The 14798-nt window shown below is 59.5% G+C and carries 13 protein-coding genes; 8 read left to right on the top strand and 5 right to left on the bottom strand.

Translation table 11 applies throughout. The features are described from left to right. The first annotated feature begins 102 nt into the window (after nt 1–102). Nucleotides 103–1776, top strand: a complete 1674-nt coding sequence (recN, locus tag HGP31_RS04015) for a DNA repair protein RecN (protein ID WP_020796522.1) — start codon at nt 103–105, stop codon at nt 1774–1776. Between the two features lie 192 nt (nt 1777–1968). Here the strand turns inward: recN and fur are convergent, their stop codons facing one another. Next, nucleotides 1969–2373, bottom strand: coding sequence for a ferric iron uptake transcriptional regulator (fur, locus tag HGP31_RS04010; protein WP_003197684.1), 405 nt, complete (start codon nt 2371–2373; stop codon nt 1969–1971). Between the two features lie 97 nt (nt 2374–2470). On the opposite strand from fur, the gene HGP31_RS04005 reads away from it, so the two are divergent. Further along, nucleotides 2471–2998, top strand: coding sequence for an outer membrane protein assembly factor BamE (locus HGP31_RS04005; protein ID WP_020796520.1), 528 nt, complete (start codon nt 2471–2473; stop codon nt 2996–2998). 59 nt (nt 2999–3057) lie between these two features. On the opposite strand, the gene HGP31_RS04000 is transcribed toward HGP31_RS04005, so the two are convergent. Genes HGP31_RS04000 through HGP31_RS03990 form a run of 3 tightly spaced genes read right to left on the bottom strand, consistent with a single transcriptional unit; the run spans nt 3058 to nt 5210 of the window. Beyond that, the gene (locus HGP31_RS04000) at nt 3058–3372 is read right to left on the bottom strand and encodes an RnfH family protein (protein ID WP_042955274.1); all 315 of its coding nucleotides are present in this window, start codon (nt 3370–3372) and stop codon (nt 3058–3060) included. Next, nucleotides 3365–3799 (bottom strand): type II toxin-antitoxin system RatA family toxin, encoded by a 435-nt coding sequence (locus HGP31_RS03995; protein ID WP_020796518.1) that lies wholly within the window; start codon nt 3797–3799, stop codon nt 3365–3367. The genes HGP31_RS04000 and HGP31_RS03995 overlap by 8 nt, the downstream gene beginning before the upstream one ends. A 7-nt stretch (nt 3800–3806) precedes the next feature. Then, nucleotides 3807–5210 carry a sodium-dependent transporter gene (locus tag HGP31_RS03990; protein ID WP_083350116.1) on the bottom strand — a complete coding sequence of 468 codons (1404 nt, stop codon included), beginning with the start codon at nt 5208–5210 and terminating at the stop codon, nt 3807–3809. A gap of 118 nt (nt 5211–5328) precedes the next feature. On the opposite strand from HGP31_RS03990, the gene smpB reads away from it, so the two are divergent. After that, nucleotides 5329–5811 carry an SsrA-binding protein SmpB gene (gene smpB / locus HGP31_RS03985; protein WP_008057382.1) on the top strand — a complete coding sequence of 161 codons (483 nt, stop codon included), beginning with the start codon at nt 5329–5331 and terminating at the stop codon, nt 5809–5811. 126 nt (nt 5812–5937) lie between these two features. On the opposite strand, the gene HGP31_RS03980 is transcribed toward smpB, so the two are convergent. Beyond that, a complete protein-coding gene (locus HGP31_RS03980) occupies nt 5938–6705 on the bottom strand; it encodes a GntR family transcriptional regulator (RefSeq protein ID WP_020796516.1) in 768 nt (255 codons plus the stop codon). A gap of 263 nt (nt 6706–6968) precedes the next feature. Between HGP31_RS03980 and HGP31_RS03975 the strand changes: the two genes are divergently transcribed. The 5 genes from HGP31_RS03975 (at nt 6969) to HGP31_RS03955 (ending at nt 14564) form a co-directional block, all read left to right on the top strand. Beyond that, on the top strand, nt 6969–8663 hold the full coding sequence (locus HGP31_RS03975; protein WP_020796515.1) for a lactate permease LctP family transporter: 1695 nt from the start codon (nt 6969–6971) through the stop codon (nt 8661–8663). A 144-nt stretch (nt 8664–8807) separates the two neighbouring features. After that, nucleotides 8808–9632, top strand: a complete 825-nt coding sequence (locus tag HGP31_RS03970) for a (Fe-S)-binding protein (RefSeq protein ID WP_020796514.1) — start codon at nt 8808–8810, stop codon at nt 9630–9632. Next, nucleotides 9629–11083, top strand: a complete 1455-nt coding sequence (locus HGP31_RS03965; RefSeq protein ID WP_033044654.1) for a LutB/LldF family L-lactate oxidation iron-sulfur protein — start codon at nt 9629–9631, stop codon at nt 11081–11083. Before HGP31_RS03970 ends, HGP31_RS03965 begins: the two co-directional genes overlap by 4 nt. After that, nucleotides 11083–11754, top strand: a complete 672-nt coding sequence (locus HGP31_RS03960) for a LutC/YkgG family protein (RefSeq protein ID WP_168757217.1) — start codon at nt 11083–11085, stop codon at nt 11752–11754. Before HGP31_RS03965 ends, HGP31_RS03960 begins: the two co-directional genes overlap by 1 nt. After that, nucleotides 11751–14564 carry an FAD-binding and (Fe-S)-binding domain-containing protein gene (locus HGP31_RS03955; protein ID WP_168757216.1) on the top strand — a complete coding sequence of 938 codons (2814 nt, stop codon included), beginning with the start codon at nt 11751–11753 and terminating at the stop codon, nt 14562–14564. Before HGP31_RS03960 ends, HGP31_RS03955 begins: the two co-directional genes overlap by 4 nt. The last annotated feature ends 234 nt before the right edge of the window (nt 14565–14798 follow it).

The following is a 14798-nucleotide window of genomic DNA, read 5'->3' as shown; positions in this document are numbered from 1 at the left end:
AGGATTTCGTCGGATCAAGCAAATCGAGCTAACGAGGGGCATTGTCAGCCGCAAATAAAACACTGTATAAATAACCAGACCTAAAGCCTGGGAGCGGCCTTCATGCTGGTGCACCTGTCCGTACATAACTACGCCATCGTTGAACATCTCGATCTTGAACTCGATCGAGGCATGAGCGTGATCACAGGGGAAACCGGCGCCGGCAAGTCGATCATGCTCGACGCCCTGGGCCTGACCCTCGGCGATCGAGCCGACAGCGGCGTGGTCCGCCCCGGCGCAGACAAAGCCGACATCCTGGCAACCTTTGACCTGGCCGACATCCCGGAAGCCAGCGCCTGGCTCGCCGAACGCGACCTCGAGAACGACGGCCCGTGCATCCTGCGCCGAGTCATTACCGCCGAAGGGCGCTCGCGCGGCTACATCAACGGCACCCCCTGCCCGCTGGGCGACCTCAAGGCCCTGGGCGAACTGCTGATCGACATCCATAGCCAGCATGAACACCAGTCCCTGCTCAAGACCGATACCCATCGCCGCCTGCTCGACGAATACGCCGGCGCCACGGACCTTGCCCGCCAGGTGCACCTGGCCGCCCAGCGCTGGCGCCAGACTCACCAGGAGCTTGAGCGACTGTCCAACTCCGGCGACGAGCAGCGCGCTCGCCATCAGTTGCTCAGCTACCAACTTGAAGAGCTTGAAAACCTTGGCCTCGGCGACAACGAGCTGGAGCAGTTGGAACAGGAACACAAGAACCTGACCAACGCGGAAACCTTGCTGGGTATCTGCCGGCAAGTGGTCGAACAATGTAGCGAGAGTGATTCCGGCAATGTCCTGAACGCCCTGACTGCAAGCCTTAATCGCCTGTCGAGCGTGAACAACTCGATTGGCGCGCTGGGCGAAGCCAGCAGCTTGCTGACCAGCGCGCAGATCCAGGTTGAAGAAGCCGTGGGTGAGCTGAACCGCTTCCTGGATAACTTCGACGCAGACCCGGCGCGCCTTCAATACCTGGAAGAACGCCTCGATGCGATCTACACCATGGCACGCAAGCACCGCATCCAGCCAACCGAGGTCGCAGAGATGCAACAGCGGTTACTGGATGAAATCGAAACCCTGAACGCCAACGATGAATCCATCGAGCGACTGAGTGATGAGCTGGCGTCTTATGCCCGTCATTATCAGGAGAAGGCTCGAGAGTTGAGCGACCTGCGCCACCAAGCCTCCAGCAGCCTGGCCAGCGCGGTGGAACAGGAGATCCAGCGCCTGGGCATGCCCGGAGGGCGCTTTGCCATTGAGCTGCGACCGAACAGCAGCAATGAATTGCTTCCGAACGGACTCGAACAGGTGGAACTGTTGGTTAGCGCTAACCCGGGGCAGCCGTTAAAAGCCCTGGCGAAGGTGGCATCGGGTGGCGAACTGTCGCGTATCAGCCTGGCGATCCAGGTGATCACCGCGCAAACGTCCCGGGTCCCGACCTTGGTGTTCGACGAAGTGGACGTCGGCATTGGCGGACCGACTGCAGAAATCGTCGGCCAATTGCTGCGCAGGCTTGGTGAACGCGGGCAGGTCCTGACGGTCACGCACCTGCCCCAAGTGGCCGCACAAGGGCATCAGCACCTGTTCGTGCACAAAGTCCGGGGCGAAGATGCCACTCGCACGGCCGTCTCCAAATTGAGCAAGAACGATCGCGTAGAAGAAGTGGCGCGAATGCTGGGCGGGATCGATCTCACCAAGGAATCCCTGGCTCACGCCAAGAAAATGGTCGTCACTGCAAAAATCTAAAACGAATCCATGTAGGAGCTGCCGAAGGCTGCGATCTTTTGACTTTGTCCATACAAACGCAAAGATCAAAAGATCGCAGCCTTCGGCAGCTCCTACAGAACCGTTTGCAAACCGCACAAGCGGCAGAAAGCACGAAGGCGACCCTGGGGTCGCCTTCGTTCGTTTCGCGAACCCTGGGTTCGCGCGACATGCTTACTTTTTCTTGCGCACGTACAACACAAGATTGTGATCAACCATCTCGAAACCGTACTTGTCGACGATGGCTTTCTGCAGGCGCTCGATTTCTTCGTCGAAGAATTCGATCACTTCGCTGGTTTCGACGTTGACCATATGATCGTGATGCTTGCCGTCGTCCAGTTCGAAGACCGCATGGCCTCCGTCGAAGTTGTGCCGCACCACAAGTCCAGCCGCCTCGAACTGGGTCAGTACACGGTAAACCGTGGCCAGACCGACGTCCTCGCCAGCCTCCATCAATGCCTTATAGACATCCTCGGCACTCATGTGGCGCTGCTCGGCAGAGTCGAGCATTTGCAGAATCTTGACCCGTGGCAGGGTCACTTTGAGGCCGGCTTTGCGTAGTTCGCTATTTTCAACCATGGTCAGCTTTCTCGCGATGCTGCTTCGCAGCTTCTCTTAATGCGGGTATGATCGGCGTTTACGTTGTCCCAGCCAAGATAGTGGAAGTCGCCCACCGATGCAAAACACCAAGCTCTTGCTAACCAGTTTCACCTTTGTGGGACTGCTCGCACTCGCCGGTTGTTCATTCCCCGGGGTTTACAAAATCGACATCCAGCAGGGCAATGTCGTCACGCAGGACATGATAGACCAGTTACGCCCGGGAATGACCCGTAAGCAAGTAAGGTTTATCATGGGCAACCCCCTGCTGACCGATACGTTCCACGCCGATCGCTGGGATTACCTGTATAGCCTGCAACCGGGTGGCGGCGAACGCCAACAGGAACGCATTAGCGTTATCTTCAACTCAAATGACCAGCTTGTCAGTCTCTCTGGCGATTTCATGCCTGGCATGAGCCGCGACGAAGCCATTCTGGGCAAGGACACTGGCACCACCGTGACTGCGCCAGCAGAGCAGGTCGAGCAGCCGAAACCGGAAAAACCGGTCAAGCCTGGCTCGTTGCTCGATCAGATCCAGAAGGAAGTGGACGGTGTCGAAACCGTGCCAGTCCCGACTCCAGAACCTCTGGAAACCTCGCCGCAATAATTTGCGACATAAAAAAACCCGGCATGTCCGGGTTTTTTTACGCCTGGCATTTACCCGACTTACTGATTCCGGGCCTTGGCCTCGGCAGCCTTCGCCGCACGCAGGCGACGCACTTCCTTCGGGTCCGCCAGCAACGGCCGGTAGATCTCGATGCGATCACCTGATTGAACCGGACGACTGTCGGGATCGGCAATCACCTTGCCGAAGATCCCCACCGGACACTGCGACAGGTCCAGCTCAGGAAAAGCCTGACGCATGCCGGACTTCAACAACGCGGCGCGAACGGTGGTTCCTGCCGGCACGCTCACCGACAAGAGCAGCTGACGATCAACGGCGGCATAGACCACCTCGATTTCTATCATCGCCTCAACCATGCATTTGCTTGGCGCGCTGGCAGAACGCGTCCACCAGCGTATTCGCTGCCTGATTGAACAACGGCCCCAGGGTGGCGCGAATGATCGGCCCTGCATAATCGAACGACAGGTCCAGGCTGATCTTGCAGGCCTTCTCACCCAACGGCTTGAACACCCAAACGCCATGCAACTGGGTGAACGGCCCCTCCTCGAGGTTCATCTCGATCGACTGGCCGGGCACCAGGGTGTTGCGCGTCACGAAATGCTGGCTGAGCCCGCCCTTGGCCACACCAACGCTCGCGCGCATATGATCGGCAGAGCTTTCCAGCACTTCAGCTGAAGAGCACCAGGGCAGGAATTCCGGATAACGCGCCACGTCGTTGACCAGGTCATACAGCGCTTGCGCGGGGTACGGCAGCAACGCCGAACGTGAAATGTGTGTCGTCATGTCAGCGTCACTTCCAGAGCTGGGCGGCAAACACTATGAGAATGCCGATTGGCGCCACATAGCGCATCAAGAACAAGGACAAGGCAAACAACATCGGGTTTCGCATCGACAGCTCGTCACGCACTGCTTCACGCCCCATTACCCAGCCTGCAAATACCACGAAACACAATCCACCGAGCGGCAGCATGATCCGTGAGGTGAAGAAATCGATCACGCCAAAGAAGTCCAGACCACCCGCCGCACCCCATTGATAGAGGTGAAACAGCCCGTCTTCGTTCACGAAAAACTTGGCTTGTTTCCAGACATTGAAGGAAAACACGGTACCCAGACCGACAAACCAGCAACTGAAGGCCAACCAGAAGGTGACCCAGGTTCGACTGATTTTCGAGCGCTCCACCAGGTAAGCCACCATGGGTTCGAGCAAGGATATGGCCGAACTCCAGGCTGCAATCGCGACCAGCACGAAGAACACTACGCCCATCAACTGGCCAAACGCTACGTTGCCAAAGGCATATGGCAGGCTGACAAACATCAGGCCAGGGCCTTCGCTTGGGTTCAACCCTCCGGCAAATACAATCGGAAACAGCGCCAGGCCAGCCACCAGGGACACAAAGGTATCCAGCAGCGCCACGCCAACGATGGTCCCGGAGATCGACGAATGCTTGGGCATGTAGGCGCCGTAGATCATGATCGAACCGACACCGACGCTCAGGGAAAAGAAGGCGTGCCCCATGGCAGGCAGCAAGCCGTCGAGGACTTTTTCCGGGTGGAAGTCGAACATGAAATGCACGCCTTCCATGAAATGCCCGGTGGTCATGCTGTAGCCCAGCAACACAAGGATCATCACGAACAGCAACGGCATCATGATCCGCAGACTGCGTTCAAGCCCCGCGACCACGCCTTTTGCGATCACCACCGCAGACAGCAGCATAAAAATCGTGTGCCAAAGTGTCAGGCGCCAGGGATCGGCAATCACATTGCCAAAGTACGCCCCCACCTGATCGGGAGTCGCTCCCTGGAAGTCGCCACGACCCATATCGATGATGTAGTCCAGCGACCAGCCGCCGACGACACTATAGAAAGACAGGATCAACAATGCCGTGATCATTCCGGCAAAAGCACCCCAGGACCATTTTGTCGAATGGCCCGCTTCCAGCGCCAGCACCTTCAAGGCATTGGCCGGGCTCTGCCGGGCACGCCGGCCAATCAGGGTTTCGGCGAGCATGACCGGCACGCCGATCAAGGCGATACAGGCCAGGAACATCAGCACGAAAGCGCCGCCGCCGTAGACGCCAACCATGTAGGGGAATTTCCAAATACTACCCAGGCCCACGGCCGAACCGGTCGCGGCGAGTATGAAAACCCAACGGCTAGCCCAACTGCCGTGGACAGAAACCTTGTCTGTCGACATCTATATTACGACCAAGCGTTCAAAAAAGAGGCCGCATTGTCCGGGATTCAATCAACCTGCTCAAGCATGTAGCAATCCCGTAGCCGACTCGCGTGCAACTCCCTATAATGCCGCCCCTATGGCTAAACAGAAGAAACACCCAACAGGGACCATCGCGCAAAATAAAAAGGCGCGACACGATTACTTCATCGAACATCGGTTCGAGGCTGGTCTGGTCCTGGCCGGCTGGGAAGTAAAAAGTCTGCGGGCAAGCAAGTTGCAACTGGTTGACAGTTACGTACTGCTCAAGGATGGCGAAGCCTGGCTGCTCGGCAGTCATATCACGCCCCTGACGACCGCCAGCACCCACGTCATCGCCGATCCGGTGCGCACGCGAAAATTGCTGCTCAACCGGCGGGAGCTGGAAAAGCTCGCCGCTGCCGTGCAGCAAAAAGGCTACGCCTGCGTGTGCCTGTCCTGGTACTGGAGCAAGCACATGGTCAAGTGCGAAATTGCTCTGGGCAAGGGCAAGAAGGAATACGACAAGCGCGACACCGAGCGCGAACGCGACGCCGGGCGCGAATTGCAGCGCGCGGTGCGCAACAAGGGCAAGGAAGATTAATTCCTTGCACTGATCGTTCCCACGCTCTGCGTGGGAATGCATCCCGTGACGCTCCGCGTCACAAAGCGAATGCAGAGCGTCCATTGCCGCATTCCCACGCAGAGCGTGGGAACGATCACCAGCTGACTACATCCCCTTGCGCCGCTCCGCCCGAGCCACGCGCTGCACTTCCTGACGCACCTCCTCCAGCACCTCCTGCACATACAGAATGTGTCGACTGGAGACTTCCCGGGCCTGTTCCGCCCTGCCTTCGATAATTGCCTGATACAGCTCCCGGTGCTGCGTAATCAGCATGTCGCGGGTCTCTGTACGCTGCTTGTACATGCCGCCAATGTTCGTGACCACGTTGCGCTTGAGCAGGTCGAACAACCCGCGAATGGTGTGCAGAAGCACCGCGTTATGACTGGCTTCGGCAATCGCCAGATGAAAATTTGCATCCGCCGCACCCTCCTCCGCCCGACTGACTTCATCGTGACGCGAATAGCAGTCCTGCAATTGATTGAACGCGGCAGCCAGTCGCTCGCGGTCAACGTCGGTGGCACGTAGCGCTGCGTAATAGGCGCAGGACGCTTCCAGCGTGTGGCGAAACTCCAGCAGATCGCGCTGCGCTTCGGGGTTGCTTTCCAGCAGATGCAACAGCGGATCACTGAACGTCGTGCCCAGGGATTCCACCACATAATTGCCGCCACCTTGACGGCTGACCAGCAGCCCCTTGGCGGTCAATTTCTGAATAGCTTCGCGCAACGAAGGTCGAGAGACACCAAATTGCTCGGCCAGCGCGCGTTCCGCCGGCAGGCGTTCACCGGCTTTCAGCGTGCCCTCAAGGATCATGCCCTCGAGCTGCTCGACAATATCGTCAGACAAACGGCGCTGCCGAATCTGATCAAACCCCATAACTCGATTTCTCCACCATCCCGACGGCGCGCCGGGGCTCTATTCTGGCCTATCCAGGCTACGCAGGCACCTGCCAAGCGACCATTACCCAAACGGGCCAGACCTTCTGCAAATCCCTGCCTACGACAAAAGTTTTAGGGCGGCAAATTGACACACCGCCTACAACGCTTTTACCCTAGCCAACAGCGATTGTAAATTGGTATTACCAATTAACCAAGAACGCTGATCAGTGCCTGACCAACAACAATTAGGGGCCACCCCATATGCAAACCTGGCAACAGCTCTACAGCCCACTCGGCAGCCTCGGCCTGTCCGCACTCGCAGCCGTTATTCCCATCGTGTTTTTCTTCCTGGCCCTGGCCGTGTTCCGCCTCAAAGGACACGTGGCTGGCAGCATCACCCTGGCCTTGTCGATCCTGGTGGCAATCATTGCCTTCAAGATGCCAGTCGACATGGCGTTCGCCGCCGCCGGGTATGGTTTCGCCTACGGTCTGTGGCCAATCGCCTGGATCATCGTGGCGGCCGTGTTCCTCTACAAACTGACGGTCAAGAGTGGCCAGTTCGAAGTGATCCGCAGCTCGGTGCTGTCGATTACCGACGACCAGCGCCTGCAAGTCCTGTTGATCGGCTTCTGCTTCGGCGCCTTCCTCGAAGGTGCGGCCGGTTTCGGCGCACCGGTGGCGATTACCGCCGCACTGCTCGTAGGGCTGGGCTTCAACCCGCTGTACGCCGCGGGCCTTTGCCTGATCGCGAACACCGCGCCGGTCGCCTTCGGCGCCCTGGGTATTCCGATCATCGTGGCCGGGCAAGTGACCGGCATCGACGCCTTCAAGATTGGCGCCATGACCGGTCGCCAGTTGCCGCTGCTGTCGTTGTTCGTGCCATTCTGGCTGGTGTTCATGATGGATGGCCTGCGCGGCGTGCGTGAAACCTGGCCGGCAGCGCTGGTCGCGGGTTTGAGCTTTGCCGTGACCCAATACTTCACCTCCAACTTCATCGGCCCGGAACTGCCGGACATCACGTCAGCCCTGGCCAGCCTGGTTTCCCTGACTCTGTTCCTGAAGGTCTGGCAGCCAAAACGCGCCGCCGGCCAACACATCGTCGGCGCCGTCTCGGCTTCCGTGGTCAGCGCCAGCGTCGGTGGTTTCGGCCAGAAGCGCACCACCGTGGCTTCGCCTTACAGCCTCGGGGAGATTTTCAAGGCCTGGTCGCCGTTCCTGATCCTGACCGTGCTGGTGACCATCTGGACGCTCAAGCCATTCAAGGCGATGTTTGCCGCGGGCGGCTCGATGTACAGCTTCGTGTTCAATTTCGCCATCCCGCACCTGGACCAGTTGGTAATCAAGGTGGCACCGATCGTGGCCGCGCCGACTGCCCTTCCGGCGGTGTTCAAGCTTGACCCGATCTCCGCCACCGGCACCGCGATTTTCTTCTCGGCGCTGATCTCGATGCTGGTCCTGAAGATCAACCTCAAAACTGGTCTGACCACTTTGAAAGAGACCTTCTACGAACTGCGCTGGCCGATCCTGTCCATCGGCATGGTGTTGGCCTTCGCGTTTGTCACCAACTACTCGGGCATGTCGTCGACCATGGCCCTGGTCCTGGCCGGTACAGGCGCAGCCTTCCCGTTCTTCTCGCCGTTCCTCGGCTGGCTGGGCGTGTTCCTGACCGGCTCCGATACCTCGTCCAACGCGCTGTTCAGTTCGTTGCAGGCGACCACCGCCCACCAGATCGGCGTCAACGACACCTTGCTGGTGGCAGCGAACACCAGCGGTGGCGTGACCGGCAAGATGATCTCGCCACAATCGATCGCCGTGGCCTGTGCGGCAACTGGCCTGGTGGGCAAGGAATCGGACCTGTTCCGCTTCACCCTCAAGCACAGCCTGTTCTTTGCAACGATTGTCGGCCTGATCACCCTGGCCCAGGCCTACTGGTTCACCGGCATGCTGGTGCACTAAGCGCTATAAGCGACATGGAAAAACGACGCCGGGCCACGACCCCGGCGTCAGCTATTCACTACCCGGTCTGCAAGGCTGCTGAAAGATTTTCTCTCTATATTCAGTGGCCTCGACGGACGGATAACCGGCCGAGAGACACGCCTGATGAGCGAGCTTTTTTACAACGCTGTGCCGAATGCGACCCGTGTCGCCCCGCCACTGCCCGAGCCTCGGCAATACCCCAGCGAGAAACCTCAACGGGTGTACCTGTTCGGGACCTGCGTAGTGGATCTGTTCTACCCGCAAGCCGGAATGGACGCGATCCACCTGCTGGAACGCGAGGGCATTCGTGTCGAGTACCCGCAAGGGCAAAGCTGCTGCGGTCAACCGGCCTACACCTCGGGCTACACCGAGCAGGCCAGGACCGTCGCGCGCTCGCAACTGGCGCTGTTCGCCGGGGATTATCCGGTGGTGGTACCTTCGGGTTCCTGCGCGGGCATGTTGCGTGAACACTATGCCGACTTGTTCAAGGATGAGCCGGACACCTTGCAACAGGTTCAGGCACTGGCTGCCAGGACCTATGAACTGGCCGAGTTTCTGTTGTTTGTCTGCAAGGTGCAGTTCAAGGACAGCGGTATGCCGGTGAAGGTAGCGTTGCACACGTCGTGTTCGGCACGCCGTGAGATGAACACCCACCTGCACGGCCGCGAGCTGTTGTCGCAACTGGGCAACGTGGAGCGGGTCGAACACAGCCACGAAAGCGAATGCTGTGGCTTCGGTGGGACTTTCAGCGTCCGTATGCCAGATATTTCCGGGGCGATGGTGGCTGACAAGACCCGCTCGTTGAAAGAATCCGGCGCACACCAGGTACTCAGTGCCGACTGCGGTTGCCTGATGAACATCAACGGCTCGCTGGAGAAACAGAAGGAAGCGCTGCGCGGTCAACACCTGGCCAGCTTCCTCTGGCAGCGTACCGGAGGTGCCCAATGAGTGCCGCCGAGATTATTCCTACGGTCGCCGTAGAAGAAGACTTTCGCACCCGGGCGCACGAGGCGCTGGGTGACGCGCAATTGCGGGGCAACTTCCGCAAGGCGATGGATTCACTGATGACCAAACGGGCAGCGGCTTTCAGCGATGCTCACGAAAGAGAACATCTGCGAGCGCTGGGCAATGCTGTCCGCGCCCGTGCGTTATCGAAGTTGCCCGATTTGCTCGAGCAACTTGAACAGAACCTGACCCGCAACGGTGTGACAGTGCACTGGGCGGAAACGGTGGACGAAGCCAATGGCATCGTCCTGTCGATCATCCGCGCTCACGAGGGGCGGCAAGTGATCAAGGGTAAATCGATGGTCAGCGAAGAAATGGAGATGAACCACGTCCTCGCTGAACAGGGCATTGAATGCCTGGAATCGGACATGGGCGAGTACATCGTCCAGCTCGACCACGAGAAGCCTTCACACATAATCATGCCGGCGATCCACAAGAACGCCGGTCAGGTCGCGTCCTTGTTCCACGACAAACTTGGCGTGGAATACACCAAGGACGTTGACCAACTCATTCAGATCGGTCGCAGGGTCCTGCGGCAGAAGTTCTTCGAAGCGGACATCGGCGTCTCCGGCGTCAACTTCGCCGTGGCCGAAACCGGCACCTTGTTGCTGGTGGAAAACGAAGGCAACGGCCGCATGACGACCACTGTGCCACCGGTGCACATCGCCGTCACCGGCATCGAGAAAGTCGTAGAGAACCTGCGCGACGTAGTGCCGCTGCTGTCGTTGCTGACCCGCTCGGCCCTGGGCATCCCGATCACCACCTACGTCAACATGATCTCCGGTCCGCGCAAGGAACATGAGCTCGACGGCCCGCAGGAAGTGCACCTGGTCCTGCTCGACAACGGTCGCAGCCAGGCGTTTGCCGACAGCGAACTGCGCCAGACCTTGAACTGCATCCGCTGCGGCGCCTGCATGAATCATTGCCCGGTCTACACTCGAATCGGCGGCCATGCCTACGGCGAGGTCTACCCCGGCCCTATCGGCAAAATCATCACCCCGCATATGGTCGGCCTGGCGAAAGTCCCGGATCATCCGAGCGCCTCTTCGCTGTGCGGTGCCTGCGGCGAAGTGTGCCCGGTCAAAATCCCGATCCCGTCTTTGCTGCGCCGTTTGCGCGAAGAGAACGTGAAAGCGCCGGACAGCCCGGATCAAGTGATGCGTGGCCAGGGCAGCAAGTACTCGCGCAAGGAACGATTCATCTGGAATGCCTGGGCCAGGCTCAACAGTTCACCGACGCTTTATCGCCTGTTCGCTTTGGCCGCAACTCGCCTGCGTGCCCTTACGCCGAGCAATGTCGGACCATGGACGCAGAACCACAGTGCCCCGAAACCCGCCGCCCGCTCACTGCATGACATGGCTCGCGAGCATCTGGCCAAACAGGGAGATCGTTGATGAGCGCCAAGCAAAATATCCTAACCAAGTTGCGCAAAAGCCTGACAGGCACGACGCCGGTGCCTGACAACTTCGACGTCGAACTGGTGACAAAGCCCTATACCTACACGCCAGATCAACGCATCCCGCAACTGCGCAAATTGATGGAAGCAGTGCACACGGAAATCCACCTGACTTCGGGCGAGCACTGGCCGACCCTGTTGGCAACACTGCTGCAAGACCGCCAGTTGCCCAGCCTGTTGATCGCCCCGACTACGCCGCACGGGCAACGCGTCTCGCAGCACTGGGCGAAAAACCCCGGCCTGCCGACGCTCAAGGCCTACGACCGCCCGATTGAGGAATGGAAAGCAGAACTGTTCAACGACACCCCGGCGAGCCTGACCACCACCCTTGGCGCAATCGCCGCCACGGGCAGCCTGATTCTCTGGCCGACGCGAGAAGAACCGCGCCTCATGAGCCTGGCGCCACCGGTGCATTTCGCCTTGCTCAAGGCCAGTGAAATCCGCGATAACTTCTATCAGGTACAACAGGAATTCGAATGGGCCCAGGGCATGCCGACCAACGCCTTGCTGGTTTCCGGCCCGTCGAAAACCGCTGATATCGAGCAAGTCCTGGCTTACGGCGCCCACGGTCCGAAAGACCTCGTGGTGTTGATCCTGGAGGACCAATGAGTCTACCGGCCGCTTTCCTGCGCGATGCGCAGCAAATGATTCCCCGGGAACGGCGTTTCGACGATCCACTGTCGACGCTGGCCTTCGGCACCGATGCCAGCTTCTATCGACTGATTCCGCAACTGATAATTCGCGTCGAGTCCGAAGACGAAGTGGTGGCGCTGCTGCAACTGGCGCAGCGCGACCGGGTTCCCGTGACCTTCCGCGCTGCTGGCACCAGCCTGTCCGGACAAGCCATCAGCGATTCGGTGTTGATCGTGCTTGGGGATAACTGGAACGGTCGCGAGATCCGTGGCCAGGGCACACAAATCCGCCTGCAACCGGGGGTGATCGGCGCGCAGGCCAACGCCTGGCTGGCACCATTCGGGCGCAAGATCGGCCCGGACCCTGCGTCGATCAACGCCTGCAAAATCGGCGGAATCGTTGCCAACAATGCCAGCGGCATGTGCTGCGGCACGGCGCAAAACACTTATCACACCCTGGCGGGCATCCGTCTGGTGCTGGCCGACGGCAGCCGTGTCGATACCGAAGATGCCGCCAGTGTCGCGGCGTTTCGCGCCAGTCACGGCGACCTGCTGGAGCGTCTTGCGACCTTGGGCCGCGAGACCCGCGCCAATGCCGAACTGGCTGCAAAAATTCGCCACAAATATCGTCTGAAAAACACCACGGGCCTGTCACTCAACGCCCTGGTGGACTACGACGAGCCTGTGGATATCTTGAGCCACTTGCTGGTGGGTTCCGAAGGCACTCTGGGCTTCATCAGCGCGGTGACCTACGACACGGTGATCGATCACCCGAACAAGGCCTCGGCGCTGATCGTATTCCCGGACGTGGAAACCTGCTGCAACGCTGTCACCGTACTGAAAAGCCAACCGGTCTCAGCGGTAGAACTGCTGGACCGCCGCAGCCTGCGCTCGGTACAGAACAAGCCCGGCATGCCCGCTTTCGTACAACACCTGTCGAACAATGCCTGCGCCCTGCTGATCGAATCCCGCGCGGCATCGACCTCTTTGTTGCACGAGCAACTGGCGCAAATCATGGCGTCACTGTCCTCGTTCCCGGTAGAGAAACAAGTCGATTTCACCGAAGACCCACTGGAAAACGCCCGACTCTGGGCAATCCGCAAGGACACCTTTCCCGCCGTAGGCGCTGTGCGCAAAACCGGGACCACAGTGATCATCGAGGACGTGACCTTCCCGGTGGAACAACTGGCGACCGGCGTGAACCGCCTGATCGAGTTGTTCGACAAACATCACTACGACGAAGCGATCCTTTTCGGACACGCCCTGGAAGGTAATCTGCACTTCGTCTTCACCCAAGGCTTCAACAGTGCGCAAGAAGTCGCACGCTACCAGGCGTTCATGGACGACGTGGCGCAACTGGTGGCGGTCGAGTTCGGTGGTTCGCTCAAGGCCGAGCACGGTACCGGGCGCAACATGGCACCCTTCGTCGAACTGGAATGGGGCAGCGACGCCTACCAGTTGATGTGGCAGCTCAAGCGCCTGCTCGATCCCAACGGTATTCTCAATCCGGACGTGGTGCTCAGCGAAGACCCACAAATCCACCTCAAGCACCTGAAGCCGCTGCCAGCCGCCGACGAGATTGTGGATAAGTGCATCGAATGCGGCTTCTGCGAACCGGTCTGCCCCTCCAAAGGCCTGACCTTGAGCCCGCGCCAGCGCATCGTGATCTGGCGTGACATCCAGGCGAAGAAACGCGCCGGTGTCGATACCCGCGAACTCGAAGCTGCCTTTGAATACCAGGGCATCGATACCTGCGCCGCCACCGGTCTTTGTGCCCAACGTTGCCCTGTAGGCATCAACACCGGCGAGCTGGTGAAAAAGCTTCGTGGACAGCACGCTACCCATAGGAAAACTGCCACCTGGCTTGAAGGCAATTTCGCCACGGCGCTGCAAGGGGCGCGCTTCACCCTCCACGTGGCCAACGGTGCACGGATGTTGTTGGGCGCGCCACGCCTGGCAAAACTGTCGGCAACGCTGACCCGCTTGTCCAAAGGCCAGGTCCCGCAATGGACCAACGCCATGCCGCAGCCGGAAAAAGCCATTCGCTTCAGTCCGGCGGTGACCGACGAACGCCCGCGCGTGGTGTATCTGGCAGCCTGCGTTTCACGCGCCATGGGCCCGGCGGCGGGCGACAAGGAGCAAATGTCGCTGTACGACAAGACTCGTGGCCTGCTGGAAAAAGCCGGTTATCAGGTGGTTTTCCCCGACAACCTGGATAACCTCTGCTGCGGCCAGCCCTTCGCCTCCAAGGGTTATGCCGAACAGGCCGAACACAAACGCCAGGAACTGATCGGCGCCCTGCTCCACGCCAGTCGTGGCGGGCTCGATCCGATTTACTGCGACACCAGCCCCTGCACCTTGCGCCTGACCCAGGACCTCGGCGATGTGCGCCTGGACCTGTACGATCCGGTACGTTTCATTCGCACACACTTGATGGATCGACTGCAATTCACACCGCAGGAAGCCCCCATTGCCGTGCATGTCACCTGCAGCACCCAGCATCTGGGCGAAAGCCAGGCGCTGATCGATCTGGCGCGCAAGTGCAGCAATAACGTGATCATCCCCGAGGGTATTCACTGCTGCGGGTTTGCCGGCGACAAAGGCTTCACCACCCCGGAGCTGAACGCACATTCGCTGCGTACCTTGAAGGATGCGGTGCAGTATTGCAGCGAAGGCATTTCTACCAGCCGCACCTGTGAAATCGGCCTTAGCCAGCACGGCGGGATCGATTATCACGGGCTGGTCTACCTGGTGGACCGCGTAACCCAAGCCCGCCCGGCCCTGTAGGAGCGAGCATGCTCGCGATGGACGTCAACGATAACGCGTGTTTTCTGGCCAAACGCGTTGCCTCAGCGCCATCGCGAGAAACCTCGCCTCTATAATATTCATATCCCCCTCACGCAATCGCAAAAGAAAACCGAATTCCTGCGCGCGGCTATAGTCATTTAATTAGGCCCTGCGAACGGGCTTAAAAACCCCTCGGCCAGCAGCCCCATCGACCGGCAGCACCGAGCCCTCATG

Origin of the sequence: Pseudomonas umsongensis, from assembly GCF_012647205.1 — a bacterium.
Classification (GTDB): Bacteria; Pseudomonadota; Gammaproteobacteria; order Pseudomonadales; family Pseudomonadaceae; genus Aquipseudomonas; species Aquipseudomonas umsongensis.
This window is presented reverse-complemented; position numbering and strand designations above follow the sequence as displayed.

Coding starts and splice junctions, on each gene's coding strand:
- recN (WP_020796522.1), top strand. CDS start 103: ATGCTGGTGCACCTGTCCGTACATAACTACGCCATCGTTGAACATCTC.
- fur (WP_003197684.1), bottom strand. CDS start 2,373: ATGGTTGAAAATAGCGAACTACGCAAAGCCGGCCTCAAAGTGACCCTG.
- HGP31_RS04005 (WP_020796520.1), top strand. CDS start 2,471: ATGCAAAACACCAAGCTCTTGCTAACCAGTTTCACCTTTGTGGGACTG.
- HGP31_RS04000 (WP_042955274.1), bottom strand. CDS start 3,372: ATGGTTGAGGCGATGATAGAAATCGAGGTGGTCTATGCCGCCGTTGAT.
- HGP31_RS03995 (WP_020796518.1), bottom strand. CDS start 3,799: ATGACGACACACATTTCACGTTCGGCGTTGCTGCCGTACCCCGCGCAA.
- HGP31_RS03990 (WP_083350116.1), bottom strand. CDS start 5,210: ATGTCGACAGACAAGGTTTCTGTCCACGGCAGTTGGGCTAGCCGTTGG.
- smpB (WP_008057382.1), top strand. CDS start 5,329: ATGGCTAAACAGAAGAAACACCCAACAGGGACCATCGCGCAAAATAAA.
- HGP31_RS03980 (WP_020796516.1), bottom strand. CDS start 6,705: ATGGGGTTTGATCAGATTCGGCAGCGCCGTTTGTCTGACGATATTGTC.
- HGP31_RS03975 (WP_020796515.1), top strand. CDS start 6,969: ATGCAAACCTGGCAACAGCTCTACAGCCCACTCGGCAGCCTCGGCCTG.
- HGP31_RS03970 (WP_020796514.1), top strand. CDS start 8,808: ATGAGCGAGCTTTTTTACAACGCTGTGCCGAATGCGACCCGTGTCGCC.
- HGP31_RS03965 (WP_033044654.1), top strand. CDS start 9,629: ATGAGTGCCGCCGAGATTATTCCTACGGTCGCCGTAGAAGAAGACTTT.
- HGP31_RS03960 (WP_168757217.1), top strand. CDS start 11,083: ATGAGCGCCAAGCAAAATATCCTAACCAAGTTGCGCAAAAGCCTGACA.
- HGP31_RS03955 (WP_168757216.1), top strand. CDS start 11,751: ATGAGTCTACCGGCCGCTTTCCTGCGCGATGCGCAGCAAATGATTCCC.